This window comes from Pseudomonas sp. FSL R10-2964 (genome assembly GCF_009600035.1).
Lineage (GTDB): Bacteria > Pseudomonadota > Gammaproteobacteria > Pseudomonadales > Pseudomonadaceae > Aquipseudomonas > Aquipseudomonas bubulae.
This window is the reverse complement of sequence record NZ_WIWH01000017.1, coordinates 61,794-75,361: the sequence shown is the minus strand read 5'-3', so window position 1 is coordinate 75,361 and position 13,568 is coordinate 61,794. Positions and strand designations below refer to the sequence as shown.

Sequence of the window (13,568 nt, the reverse complement as noted above, 5' to 3'; positions counted from 1 at the left end):
AACTCTCGCAACAGTTGTTATAAGATCACATAACAATATTTTCACATTTCTGCTGGAGTGCTCCCATGCGCCGTTTGCTTCTTGCTTTGCCGTTTGCCTTGTTGCCGCTGGCGATGGTTCACGCCGCCGACGATCATGATCACGACCATGAACACAGCAGCCTGGCGCCCCATGAACATGGCGTAGGCAGCTTGAATGTCGCGCTCGACGGCCAGACCCTGGAACTGGACCTGGATGGCCCGTCGATGAACCTGGTGGGCTTTGAACACGTTGCTACCACTGATGCTGACAAGGCCAAAGTCAGCTCGGTACGCAAACAACTGGAAGACCCACTGGTGCTGTTCAGCATCCCCAAGGCCGCCGGTTGCACAGCTGAAGCGCAGGAACTGAAAAGCCCGCTGTTCGAACCGGCGCCGGAAGAAGGCAGCGCCAAGGGCGAGCACCACCACAGCGATATCGAAGCCCACTATGCGTTTACCTGCAGCACGCCGGACGCTTTGAAAGCGCTGGATCTGGCGCAGTTTTTCAAGACATTCCCCGGCACCCATAAATTCAAGGTACAACTGATCGGCCCGAGCGGTCAGCAAGCCGTGGAAGTGACAGCCAAGGCACCTGTGCTGAAGTTTTAAACAGCTCCCACAGAAAGACTTCCACCAACCCCCAGGCGATCTCCTCCCCCAATGACCCAAGCACTTATCGAACTGAGCGACCTGAGTTTCAGCTGGCCGGGGCACCCCGTGCTACTGGATATTCCGGCGTTTCGCCTGCAAGCAGGTGAAACCCTGTTCCTCAAAGGCCCCAGTGGCAGTGGCAAAACCACTTTGCTGGGGTTGCTTGGCGGCGTGCAAAAAGCCAACAGCGGCAGCATCCGCTTGCTCGGCCAGGAGCTGGGAGAGCTGGGTTCCGGGGCCCGTGACCGTTTCCGGGTTGACCACACGGGCTATATCTTCCAGCAATTCAATTTGCTGCCATTTTTGTCGGTTCGCGAGAACGTCGAGCTGCCTTGCCACTTTTCCAAACTGCGTGCCAGCCGCGCCGTGCAACGCCACGGCAGTGTGGATAACGCCGCGCAAACCCTGCTGGCCCATCTGGGCCTTAAAGACCCGGCCCTGCTGGAGCGACGTGCAGACTCGTTATCCATCGGCCAGCAGCAGCGTGTTGCCGCCGCCCGCGCACTGATCGGTCAGCCCGAACTGGTGATTGCCGACGAGCCCACATCAGCGCTGGACGCGGACGCTCGCGAAGCCTTTATCCAGCTGCTGTTTGCCGAATGCCGTGAAGCGGGTGCCAGCCTGTTGTTTGTCAGCCACGATCAAAGCCTGGCCCCTCTGTTCGACCGTAACCTGTCGTTGTCTGAACTCAATCGCGCCGCCCTGTCGGTAGAGGTCTGAGATGTATCTGTTTCGTCTAGCGTTGGCCAGCCTGGCCAACCGCCGCTTTACCGCACTGCTGACCGCCTTCGCCATTGCCCTGTCGGTGTGCCTGCTGCTGGCCGTGGAACGGGTCCGCACCGAAGCCCGCGCCAGCTTCGCCAGTACCATCAGCGGCACCGACCTGATCGTGGGTGCCCGCTCGGGCTCGGTCAATCTGCTGCTGTATTCGGTGTTCCGCATCGGCAATGCCACCAACAATATTCGTTGGGACAGCTTTGAACATTTCGCCAACAACCCGAAAGTGAAATGGGCCATCCCCATGTCCCTGGGCGACTCGCACCGCGGCTATCGGGTGATGGGCACCAGCGAGGCGTACTTCGAGCACTACCAGTACGGCCACAAGCAAAACCTGAAACTGGCCAGCGGCCGTCCTTTTGCCAGCGATCCGTTCGAAGTGGTACTGGGTGCCGAAGTCGCCGATGCCCTGCATTACAAACTGGGCGACAAACTGGTGCTGGCTCATGGCGTGGCCGCGATCAGCCTGGTCAAGCACGACGACAAACCGTTCACCGTGGTTGGCATTCTCGCGCGCACCGGTACCCCGGTGGACCGCACGCTGCATATCAGCCTGGGCGGTATGGAAGCAATCCATATCGACTGGCATAACGGCGTGCCCGCCCACGGTGCCGGGCGTATCAGCGCTGACCAGGCCCGCAATATGGACCTAACCCCCCAGGCCATCACTGCGTTCATGCTGGGCCTGAACAGCAAAATTTCGACTTTTGCCCTGCAACGGGAGATCAACGATTTTCGCGGTGAGCCGATGATGGCGATTTTGCCCGGCGTAGCCCTGCAGGAACTCTGGAGCTTGATGAGTACTGCTGAAAAAGCGTTGTTTGTGGTGTCGCTGTTTGTGGTACTGACCGGACTGATCGGCATGCTCACCGCAATCTTGACCAGCCTCAATGAGCGGCGCCGCGAGATGGCGATCTTGCGCTCTGTGGGCGCCCGCCCTTGGCATATCGCCACGTTACTGGTGTTCGAAGCACTGGCTCTGGCACTCGCCGGAGTGATCGCCGGTGTCGGTCTGTTGTATGTGTGCATTGCCGTCGCGCAAGGCTATGTGCAATCGAACTACGGGTTGTATTTGCCACTGGCGTGGCCAAGTGAATATGAATGGACGCTGCTCGGCGGTATTCTGGCAGCGGCCCTGTTGATGGGCTGCGTGCCTGCCTGGCGCGCCTACCGGCAATCGCTGGCAGATGGTCTGTCCATTCGTTTATGAGCTTACATTTATGAAAAGGTCTGCAATGTCTCGCGTGCTGCTGGCACTGTTACTGCTGGTTGCGACGCCGCTGTGGGCGGCCGAACCGAAAGAGCTGACCTGGTCGGAAATGATCCCGGCGGATGCGCCGCCTGAAGCACCGGACATGACGCCCCTGCATGACCTCTCGCAGATGGGCAATATGGAAGCCGCCCCGGCAGCCAGGCAGGACTTGCCCAATGCGCCGGTGGTCCCGGCGCTGGATGGCCAGTTGATTCGCCTGCCGGGGTATATCGTGCCCCTTGAAGTCAGCGAAGACGGGCGCACCACGGACTTTTTGCTGGTGCCGTACTTCGGTGCCTGCATCCATGTACCGCCACCGCCGTCGAACCAGATCGTGCACGTGACCAGCAAGGAAGGGGTCAAACTCGACGAGTTGTACCAGCCGTACTGGATCGTGGGCGCGCTGCAGGTCAAGGCCAGCACTAGCGAACTGGCGGATGCGGGGTATCAGATGGATGCGCAGCGGATCGTGGTGTATGAATTGCCGGAGTAACCCCAAAGGCCCCTCACCCTAGCCCTCTCCCAGTGGGAGAAGGGACTGAAAGCAAAAGCAGGTTTGCGCAACGCCACCCATCAGCTCCCTCTCCCTCCGGGAGAGGGTTGGGGTAAGGGGCTCTAGGCAATTAACGAATTTTTCACAACTTCACGCTTTCATTGAGCTGGGTCAACTGAACAGGCCTGGGCGCTCATTACCATTGGTTATATAAATTTTAAATATCCAAATGGAGCTCCCATGCACAAGTCTTTGCTCAGCGCAGCCGCCCTTGCGCTCGCCGTCGTCGCCCCTCTTGCCCACGCGCACACGGAAGGCGACATCATCGTGCGTGCCGGTGCTATCACGGTAAACCCGAAAGCCGACAGCTCCAGCGTCAAGGTTGATCAAGGCCCGTTGGCAGGTGCTGATCTGGGTGGCAAGGCGACCATGAGCAGCGACACGCAACTGGGTCTGAACTTCGCTTACATGATCACCGACCATGTGGGTATCGAACTGCTGGCAGCCACACCGTTTGAGCATGACGTGAAACTCAAGGGTACTGGCCTGGCAGCCGCCAACGGCAAACTGGGTAGCCTCAAACACTTGCCGCCAACCCTGAGCGTTGTGTACTACCCACTGGATACCAAATCGGCATTCCAGCCTTACGTCGGTGCCGGCATCAACTACACCTGGATCTACGACGAACACGTCGGCAGCCGTGCCAGCGCCGAAGGGTTCGACAACTTCAAGGCAAAAAACTCCTGGGGCATGGCCTGGCAGCTGGGTGCTGACTACATGCTGACCGACAACATCATGATCAACGCCCAGGCGCGTTATATCGATATCGACACCCGCGCCACTGTGGAAAACAACGCCGTGGCACCAGGCACTCGTGCCAAGGTCAACGTAGACGTGGACCCATGGGTATACATGGTTGGCCTGGGCTACAAATTCTAAGTCCGGCAATCATAAAAAAGGCGCCTTCGAAAGGCGCCTTTTTTGTGGGCGGGAGATTCTTAGCGGCCTAGCAGGCGTGCCAGCCCGACACTCATTGGTGTGGTTTCACCGAGGGTGAAGCGTTGCAACAAACGGCTATTGTCAGCACGGGAATGGCGGATATCACCCGAGCGGGCCGGACCGTGGCTGATCGGTGGCAACTCGCCGATCACTTCGCTCAACGCTGCCAGCATTTGATTGAGTGTAGTGGCCTTGTTCAAGCCTACGTTCACGGCACCCGCTTCAGCGTTCTCGGTTTCGACGGCTTGCACCAGAATCTTGACCAGATCACCCACATACACGAAGTCGCGCGTTTGTTCGCCATCGCCAAAGATGGTGATCGGCAGGCCCTTTTCAGCACGCTCACTGAAAATGCTGATCACGCCCGAATAAGGCGAGGATGGGTCCTGGCGCGGGCCAAAGATATTGAAGAAGCGAAAGATCACCGGCTCCAGACCGTGCTGGCGACGATAGAAATCCAGGTAGTACTCGCTGGACAACTTGTCGGCGGCATAAGGTGTCAATGGCGCTTTAGGCGTGTCTTCGACAATCGACTCGCCTTCGCCGTTATTGCCGTAGACCGCAGCACTGGAGGCGAAAACAACGCGCTTGATCCCTGTTTCGCGCATGGCTTCGCACACATTCAGGGTGCCGATGAAGTTGCTTTGGTGAGTACGCACCGGGTCGTCTACCGAGGCTTGTACCGAAGCAACCGCCGCCAGGTGAACCACTGCGCTGCAACCGGCCATGACTTTGGCAACCAGTGCGGCATCGGCCACGTCACCTTCAATCAGCTCGACCCGCGAGTTGGCCATTGGCAAGTTGCTGCGTTTGCCTGTGGACATGTCATCGAGAATTCTTACGGAGTAGCCCTTGGCCAACAAGGCGTCTACCAGGTTGGAGCCAATAAAACCGGCACCACCGGTGATTAAAACGGGAGCATCAACCATGACGATAAAACCTGTCCAGTAAAGTGGGGAGCGCCGCACGCCAGGCGCGAGGCTTGATCCCGAAGGTGTGTAGAATTTTTTTGCACGCCAGCACCGCGTGCTGGGGTTCTTCTGCCGCGTCGGGCCGCGCGGCGTGCGCCTGGGGTGTCGGCGCTTCGATTGCCAGTTCGTGCAGGTTACGGGCCTCGGCCAGGATTGCCTGCCCCAGCGCCAGCGGCGTTGTCGCTTCGTGCCCGGCGTAGTGGTAAGTGCCCCACAGCGGCGCCGCGCAATCGAGCTGCTTGAGTACCGAGATAATCACCCGCGCAGCATCATCCACCGGCGTCGGGTTGCCCCGTCGATCATCGGCCATCAACAACTCACCCGGTTTTTCGGCCTGGGCCAGAAACCGCCCGAGGGTGCCATCCGGGCTGTCATCGAGCAACCAGCCAAAACGCAGCAGCACATGTTGCGGGCAAATGGCCCGCACACTTTGTTCGATACGCCACAGTGCCTGACCGCGCAACCCGAGCGGGACGGGTTCGTCCTTTTCGCTGTAGGCCGTCGCACGCGAGCCATCGAAAACCCGATAGCTGGAAGGTTGCAACAAGGTGATGCTGTGGTGCTGGCACAGTTCGGCCAGACGCTCGACAGCGCGCTCCTGGGCGGCAAGACGCGACTCGCTTACTGTCTGCGCCTGAAACCAGTCGAAGTAGTACGCAAGGTTGATGACAGCATCCGGGCGGGTGTCATCGAGCAGTTGCGTGAGGCTCGCGGCGTCCCAACCGTCTTGCGGCGGGCGCGGGGCTAGGAAATTGATGTCTTCCTCGGCACCCAGACGAATCAGCGCCTGCCCGAGGGCATTTCCGCCGCCCAATAACATAAGGCGCATTCGCATAAAGTATGCAGGCTCAGTCTATTTAGAACGGTGATGTATACCAGAAAACCAGCCGTGAAAGCTGCTGACCCTAATCAAGATAGCCGCATTTTGCGGGTTTCTTGCCCACCCGTCACTGACAAACTGCCTCATGCTAAAAGGCCTTCATTGGGATCTGGGCGGAATATCAGTCAGTAATACCGTAGACCGTTGCGCCAAGGAGTCCGCTGGCAGCGTTTGTTCCGGCTCCCGCACGGGCAGCAGAAACCCCTGTGGATAATGCTGTGCGAAGTGAACATCCGGCGACTTATCCACAAGCTTTTTAAGCCGGTCATTGAATGCCCGGCTCACGGTGTTCTGCGCCCCGGACATGGTTCGGAACTGCGCGGTTATGGTCACGCCATCGAGGTTCATGCTGTCGACGCCAAAGATCGTCAGCGAGCCCTGCAGGCTCAGGCTGAGCAGAGGATCGCTGCTGATCTGGCTCCCCGCTTCCCGAATCAGGGCCGTCGCTTTGTCCATATCGGTGTCATAGGTGAACTGCACGGAAAAAAAGGCATAGGCAAACTGCCGGGAATGGTTGATGACGGCCTTGATCTGACCAAAAGGCACCGAGTGGACAAAACCTCTCGAATCGCGAAGGCGCAGGGTTCGGATGGTCAACCCCTCGACGGTGCCGGCATGGGCGGAGTCGATCACCACCCAGTCACCCACCGAGATGGTGTCTTCAATAATGATAAACAGCCCGGTAATCACGTCCTGCACCAACTGCTGGGAGCCAAAGCCGATGGCCAGGCCTATCACCCCGGCGCCAGCCAGGAAGGGCGCGACGTTCACCCCCAGATTGGCCATGGTGGTGATGGTACAGATCACCACCAGAATCACTTTGATAGCATTGCGCGCCAGCGGCAGGATGGTCTTGATTCGCGTACTGGGCTCATGGCTCCCGCGCCGGTTGGTGGCCGGTTCCAGCGCTTGTTGAATGGCCGTGTCGAGGACCACCCAGGTCAACCAGGTCACCAGAAGGATCAACAGGATATGGCCCAGGGAATCACTGATGACCTTGCCGGTATTGCTGTCGGAAGCAAAGGCCAACAACGAGAAACCCCAGATCTTAGCCAGCAACTCAATAAAGGTCACGGCCAGGGCAATGCGCAGCAATGCGTAAACCACACCGATAAAACGCTCTTTATAGGCCCCTGTATGCTGGGTTCGCGCCCGAAACGAATGGTGCAGAATCGTGCTCAGAAATACCGTGCCGATCAGCAGGCCTGATGTCAGCAATGCACTGCGCAAGGCACGTTCACTGCCCTCACCCACGCCCAGTAAATTGCGCGCGCTCACCAGCAACATCAGCAGCACGGGCCAGTACCAGAGTACCGAAAAAATGCGCAACGACTCTTGCAAGGCTGGCTGCCCGAGCCGTTGTGCCAGGGCCCGATTGCGGATCAGGTGAGCCACGGGCCGCCGCAGCCGTACCACCAGCCAGCCCAAAATGGCGCACGCCAGCAGGCCGGCGAATACCGACAGACAACTGGCGATATTGCCGCCGATTTGCCGCGCAATTTGCGGGCTGCTCATTGCGTCGCTCAGTGCCGAAAAAAAGCCGATCAAGAACAGCGCCCGTTTCGAGTACTGACGAATAATCTGCACCGCGCGGCGCTTGTGGCCCGTTTCAAACAAGGTACTCAGTGACAGCACCAGCGCCACACAGAACACCCCGGCGCTGCCGGCATAGGTCAGGGTCAGGCCGAACGAGCGACCCAAGGTGTCTTGCAGCATGCGGCTGGCGTACAGGGCCAGCATCAACGAGACCAGCGCAGGCAACATGTAGGGCACCACATAACCCACCAGCGTCTGGATGCGTGGCCGGTCAACCATCGAACGCGTGGTACACAAATAACGCGCCAGCAATCTTCCTGCGAGCATCAACCCGAAAAAAACGCCGGACCAGATAACCGTCAGCAAGAAAAAGTCGCCTACACCACTCCATGAAGGATGTGTGGATGCCTGCTCGACCAGTTGTCCTACTTCACCTGCCGCCCGCTCGGTGCGTAAACGCCAGGCGTCCAGCAACTGCATACTCAGGCCGAGCTGACCTTGAACCTCGTCCATCCCCGCACCCAAGGCACCCAGCAGCCCGCCATCCACCAGCACGGGAGGCTTGCCATCGGATTCCTCGGCCTTGATCACAGAGGCCAGCGTAGGGGCGGCCAAAAGCATGCCATTGCCCGAGCACAACAGGACAAGAAGCAGAAACGCTGTTTTGAATTTGTACAAACCCGGGGGCCTCCTGCACATCCTTGATAGGCCAACCGTATCGAAGGGATTAGGTTCGAGACAGGGCGCGTCTGTAATTTCGATCAGGTACAGCGTAGTCAATGACACGTCAGGCGCGGGAAATAATCGGTTGAGGCTTGCCTGAAACTGCCGCCATTCAATACACCACTAGACAAAATGTGTAACCCGAAGATCAGGCATCGTAACTGCAGCAAACACCAAACCGGGAGAGAAAGTACTCATTGGACGACGAGTACGCCCGTTATAAGAATACGCCGGAAGCGCCGAAATACGTGATCTTGAAGACCACGTTTACCCCGCACTACCAACGACTTATTCGAGACACTCCCACAACTAAAGAGTCGACACGTACTACAAAAGTAAACGACTGCGCGCACGACTTAAATACAAAACATCCGACGCCGAGTAACAAGTGTTTAGACACTTAAACAACTATAAACTTGCTTTAGAACCGGGCAATAGCGCCGACTACAAACGAACATGAAAGATTATGAAACTTTCACCCGACCGATTTACAAACACTGTTCCATCCCATAAAGTCCGCCAGACCGGGCACTACAGGTTTGTATGCTCACTAGAGCGTTGTATTGAATTTGTAATATTTGACAGACTTGTTTGATTGACTTCCCGGAGATCGGAAATTGGAAACAATGATCGATGCTATTTTGTCTGCCTTGGATAATCCACAGCAAAGTGCACTGCGGCAAATTACTGTTATAGAAGAGAACGGGGAAGAAAAAAGCATTTCCTATGCAGCGTTGGCACAACAAGCATTGGCGGTCTCTTCAGCCCTGACTGAACTGGGGGTTGTTCGTAATGACCTGGTTATTCTTGCCCTGCCGGCATCGATCGATCACTTGTTACTGCTGACTGGATGCGTGTTGATTGGCGCCTTGCCTTGCACCGTCGCGCTGCCTGGAAGATTGATGGCAGACTCACCGCGCAATCAGATATATGTGGCCTGTCAGTTGTTTGCACCGCGCCTGCTGATCGCATCCGAAAGCAATACACCGGCACTCCAGCGCTTGCTTTCCAACCTGCCTGTACGCGTGGTCACGAGCGCAGAGGTGAGCCTCGCTGCCAGCGCAGGGTTTCCAGTGCGCGTGGAACGCTGCCAGGCTGACAGCGGCCATCATGTGCAACTGACCTCGGGCTCGACCGGTCGCCCCAAGGCCGCCATCCTGAGCCATCGCAATGTCATCGCCAATGTGCGCGGTATCGGCGGTGTTGTTGGCTACAGTGTCGAACGCGGCGACGCCTCTGCGTCCTGGCTGCCGCTGCATCACGACATGGGCCTGGTGACGCTACTGTCGAACCTGTATTACCAGGCACCGCTGCTATTGATGCAGCCGGCCAGTTTTATTCGCAACCCGCTTGGCTGGCTCAAGCGCATGTCCAGCTTTGGCGCAACCACCACGGCGGCGCCGACTTTCGCCCTGCAGTATTGCATTCGCCGTTACCGCGAAGCGTCAATGAAAGAGGTGGATCTGAGCAAGTTGCGCAATATCTTTGTCGGCGCCGAAAGGGTCGATGAAGCCTGCCTGAGGGAATTTGCACAGACATTCTCGCCCCACGGCCTTTCACGTTCTGCGCTGCAACCCTGCTACGGCATGGCGGAATCGACGCTGGCAGTGACCATGCATAACACGACCTTTGATTACGACAAGCAGGCGCTCTCCTACGTGATTCCTGACCGTATCGACTCCGGCGCGGTAATCGATCATTGGCAGGCACGCCGCGCCGACGATAACAGTCGGCGGGTAGAAACCGTACTGTCGATGGGCCGGCCGATTGACGGGATGCAAGTGGCGGTAAGGGCTTTGGACAGTTCCGATGCCAAGGACCGCGAAGTGGGCGAAATTTTCATACGTGGTTCTTCGGTCATGTCCGGCTATTTACCCGCCGAAGGCCAGACCGAGCACTACCAGAGCGGCGACTGGTTTGCGACCGGGGATATAGGTTATCGAGTGGATGAGCACTTGTTTGTACTCGGCCGCAAGAAAGAACTCATCATTATCCGCGGCAGTAATTATTTCCCCCATGAAATTGAAGACGTCATAGCCTCACACCCTTTATTGGCCAGCGGGGGTAATGCAATAGCGGCCTTCGGTATCTACGACGAGATACAGAGAACCGAGAGCCTGGCGATTCTGATCGAGCTTGAAACGAAGCATAACCCTATCGAACTGCGCACCCAACTTCAAAACCAATTGCGTGAGAAGTTCGGATTTGGTGCCCACGCCATTACATTCGTGCTACCCGGAAGTTTGCCACGTACGACCAGCAACAAACTCAAGCGCCTGGAATGCCGAACTATTTATCTGCAAACCGTACTGGACAACAAAGACAAGGCCGATCGCGAACAGCTTGTTAGTTAATCTACAACCACGCCAATAACATCGACACACTGAAGCACTGCAACTTTCAAATACCGGATCACACACTATGCACACTTTGACGCAAGGTGGGGATACGGCTTCGTCACGCCATTCATTATTGAATGTGTGTGCACAACCGGTTCTTCATCGCTTATCGACATACGGCGAACTGCCTGCTCACTTGATCCATATTATTTCGCGCGCTTCAGTGCGACTGATGGATTCAGATATGTTGATTTCGCAGACACCGCAAGACTATGAGCCTGCCGAGCAATTAAACCGCCCCTCGGTGGCCCTGTCGCAGCCGAGCCATGACTTGGAACATATTCTGGAGCGCATTCAGCAAGACGGTCTGGCGTTGCACTACCGATCGTTCATGCAGAACTTCGCCCATTTGTTTTCGCTGTTCCTGACGCCGGATCAATACGAACGGGCGCGCGCCAGCATTGATGCGGGCAGCGCCCTGCGTTTTCTGATGAGTGATGCCGGCGGCCCTACCCTCACTAGCTGGCGCACTGTCGCCCAGCCTGAAGGGGATGGTTTCAAGCTGCATATCGACAAGGTATGGGGCATGTACGCCAACCTTGATGGCATGGCAATCGTTGCCGCCCGCACGCCGGGCTCGTTTTTCCCTTCAGCCTTCCTGGTCTGGCCCGAGCAATACAAGACCCTCAAGCGAACCCTCTGCGGCGAGCCCTTTCTCGGCGATGTCGTGCAGTTGGGGAACGTCAAGGGCACGGTGCAGGTTTCCCAGGAAGATCGTCTGAAAGTGGGCGGCCCTGCGGTACTCAATAAATACCTGACGACGGTACGGCCTTTCCTGGTGCGCGCACTGATGGCCCATGTTGACTGGCTGGCAAGTCAGGGCCGCCTCGAACTGACACCCGACGAACGCGCGTCACGCGACTTCATCGCTGCCGCCGCCCGTACCAAGACGCTGTCCGACCGCTATGAGAGCGAAGACGTGCACCGCGTGCTGGCACTGAAATTCGCCTCCAATGAACTGCTTTTGCATCTGGTCAGCCGCTCTGCCGTACCGAGTTTTCTCGACCAGCGTGACCTGTTGGCGTTTACCAAAATGGAAGGCAGCTCTTACCGCTGTTATCACGAATTGCGCGCAAGCATGCGCGTAACCAAGCCCGTATCCGACTCACTTTAATCCGCTTTAACCCCAGGAGATGCACCAATGACGACTGAAACCCTCAACACGCTGGAACTTCTGAAGAAAGAAGCCGCCAAGATTCTCAATATCGAATCCGTCGATACCCATGTCGGTTTGGGCGAACTGGGTATCGATTCACTCAACGTGGTTGAGCTGATCGTCTATTGCGAACAGCTCTACGGATCGATTGACCCTGAACAACTCAATATCACGCAGTACACCACTCTGGAGCAAATCGACTCGCAGTTGCAGCAGCAACAAGTCGCCTGATCGCCAGCCACCCTCATACCAGAAGCTCAACATGTCGAACTCGCAGCCCTTTGCATCAACGCCGTCGCTTGGCACCGTTCCGGCTTTCAGGGTCCATACGCTAGCTTACCGACGCACAGAAACGCCCTTTGTATCGCACCAGGTCAGCCTGGAGGATGCAGCGTTGGCATTGGGGCAGCGGGTAGGCGATGAGGCTTGCCGCTATGCAAGCGACGCAGGCCCTATCGACGATTACGTGGTGAGCTCTACCGTGCTGTCACAATTTTTGGCAGACGGTTCGCCACATGCAGGCTATTTCCAGGAGGCGATAGCCACCCAGTATGGGCGCCGTCCTGACTGGGTCACCAACGCCTATGAATGCACGGGCTGGGGTTTCATCCTGCGATATATCCAGGGGAAGGCTCAGTTCAGCGGTCGTCGCAGGCTGTTACTGCAGATTGTCGATACCGATATCCACAATTTTACTTACTGGTTAGGCAACAACCGCTGGGGGAATTCCGGTTTTGGCATCTGTACGTTAGTGATTGACGTGATTCCAGAGGCCAAAAACATGCTGGTCATCGGCACTTCAAGCCAGGCTAATGCGCTGCTGCAATTAGGACGCAACCTGCGCAGTTTCACCGAAAGCCGGCCAGGTCTAGGCATTGCAGTACCGTTTTTTCCAGAGATGTCGCGCCGCGCGCTGTTCAAGTGCTTCGACACTTCTTCTGTGCACGCCGACCATTATCAACGATTTGGCCATTCATTCGGCAGCGACCCCTGGCTTTCGCTATTGGGGGAGCTGGGCGCGGGTTCCGCGCACACGGGTAGCGATTGCATCGTTTCTTCGCTGGCAATGAACGGCTATTTTTCGATTGCCCAGATAACCCTCGCGCCTGATCTGCACTATGCATTGGAAGGTGAAATGTGAAGAGCGCGCAAACCTGTTCCCTGCTGTTGCAGCGTAACCCCGATTACAACCTGGCGATCCCTTGTTCGGCTCGCAACCTGCCACTGCTCGAAACGCAAGACTATGCACGCCGAAGTGTGTACGCACACGACAATCCCGCGCCTGTGCTGGTCAACAACCAGCAGTACTACACCCTGCTGTCCACGCTGGCCCAGTACATTTGGGACAGCTGCGGTGAGCAGACGCTTCTCCTGGCGCAGGTACGCATGCCTTCCATCGACCTTGCGTTGCCAAAAAATCTGCTCGATCCACGCGTGACGATGGGCGCCCATTTATGGAACGAAGCCTTGTTCTGGGCGCGCCAGCTACAGACGCCGGTGGTCTGGATCAGCGCCGAACAGATTCGCCGCGACCTGTGGGACGGCGGCGATAACCTCCTGCACATCGCAGCCTGGAATACCGCGCAAACACCAGCCATCACCGAGTGGTTCTTACCCGACCTGGACTACTTCGCGGCACAGGTGCACACATCTCCTGTGCATGAGCCGTTCACCACCTCTCAACCGAAATGCACGCACGTACAGGTGTGAT

13 protein-coding genes are annotated in these 13,568 nt (G+C 57.2%); 10 read left to right on the top strand and 3 right to left on the bottom strand.

The features are described 5' to 3' along the window. Positions 1-65: 65 nt before the first annotated feature. The 5 genes from GHN92_RS11765 (at position 66) to GHN92_RS11745 (ending at position 4,132) form a co-directional block, all read left to right on the top strand. On the top strand, positions 66-629 hold the full coding sequence (locus tag GHN92_RS11765; protein WP_153380210.1) for a DUF2796 domain-containing protein: 564 nt from the start codon (positions 66-68) through the stop codon (positions 627-629). Positions 630-680: 51 nt separating this feature from the next. Then, the gene (locus tag GHN92_RS11760; protein ID WP_094999473.1) at positions 681-1,391 is read left to right on the top strand and encodes an ABC transporter ATP-binding protein; all 711 of its coding nucleotides are present in this window, start codon (positions 681-683) and stop codon (positions 1,389-1,391) included. A 1-nt stretch (position 1,392) separates the two neighbouring features. Beyond that, entirely contained in the window at positions 1,393-2,658 is a 1,266-nt protein-coding gene (locus tag GHN92_RS11755) for an ABC transporter permease (protein WP_095019069.1), read from the top strand. A gap of 25 nt (positions 2,659-2,683) precedes the next feature. Next, positions 2,684-3,193, top strand: a complete 510-nt coding sequence (locus tag GHN92_RS11750; protein ID WP_370688634.1) for a DUF3299 domain-containing protein — start codon at positions 2,684-2,686, stop codon at positions 3,191-3,193. A 240-nt stretch (positions 3,194-3,433) separates the two neighbouring features. Then, positions 3,434-4,132 (top strand): OmpW family protein, encoded by a 699-nt coding sequence (locus GHN92_RS11745; RefSeq protein ID WP_094999476.1) that lies wholly within the window; start codon positions 3,434-3,436, stop codon positions 4,130-4,132. 59 nt (positions 4,133-4,191) lie between these two features. Here GHN92_RS11745 and GHN92_RS11740 read toward each other — a convergent pair whose 3' ends face one another. The 3 genes from GHN92_RS11740 to GHN92_RS11730 form a co-directional block, all read right to left on the bottom strand. Further along, positions 4,192-5,121, bottom strand: coding sequence for an NAD-dependent epimerase/dehydratase family protein (locus tag GHN92_RS11740; RefSeq protein WP_153380208.1), 930 nt, complete (start codon positions 5,119-5,121; stop codon positions 4,192-4,194). Next, positions 5,114-5,998, bottom strand: coding sequence for a sugar nucleotide-binding protein (locus GHN92_RS11735; RefSeq protein WP_094999478.1), 885 nt, complete (start codon positions 5,996-5,998; stop codon positions 5,114-5,116). Before GHN92_RS11735 ends, GHN92_RS11740 begins: the two co-directional genes overlap by 8 nt. Before the next feature lie 144 nt (positions 5,999-6,142). Continuing rightward, the gene (locus GHN92_RS11730) at positions 6,143-8,257 is read right to left on the bottom strand and encodes a mechanosensitive ion channel family protein (protein WP_094999479.1); all 2,115 of its coding nucleotides are present in this window, start codon (positions 8,255-8,257) and stop codon (positions 6,143-6,145) included. Positions 8,258-8,928: 671 nt separating this feature from the next. Here GHN92_RS11730 and GHN92_RS11725 point away from each other — a divergent pair. From GHN92_RS11725 to GHN92_RS11705, 5 genes are all read left to right on the top strand, one after another. Then, on the top strand, positions 8,929-10,656 hold the full coding sequence (locus tag GHN92_RS11725; protein WP_153380206.1) for an AMP-binding protein: 1,728 nt from the start codon (positions 8,929-8,931) through the stop codon (positions 10,654-10,656). A 229-nt stretch (positions 10,657-10,885) separates the two neighbouring features. Beyond that, positions 10,886-11,815 (top strand): hypothetical protein, encoded by a 930-nt coding sequence (locus tag GHN92_RS11720; protein WP_153380204.1) that lies wholly within the window; start codon positions 10,886-10,888, stop codon positions 11,813-11,815. Between the two features lie 27 nt (positions 11,816-11,842). After that, complete coding sequence (locus tag GHN92_RS11715) at positions 11,843-12,088, top strand: acyl carrier protein (RefSeq protein ID WP_094999482.1); 246 nt, start codon at positions 11,843-11,845, stop codon at positions 12,086-12,088. Positions 12,089-12,119: 31 nt separating this feature from the next. Next, positions 12,120-12,998, top strand: a complete 879-nt coding sequence (locus GHN92_RS24030; RefSeq protein ID WP_204936315.1) for a hypothetical protein — start codon at positions 12,120-12,122, stop codon at positions 12,996-12,998. Further along, the gene (locus tag GHN92_RS11705; protein ID WP_094999483.1) at positions 12,995-13,567 is read left to right on the top strand and encodes a hypothetical protein; all 573 of its coding nucleotides are present in this window, start codon (positions 12,995-12,997) and stop codon (positions 13,565-13,567) included. Before GHN92_RS24030 ends, GHN92_RS11705 begins: the two co-directional genes overlap by 4 nt. Position 13,568 lies beyond the last annotated feature (1 nt).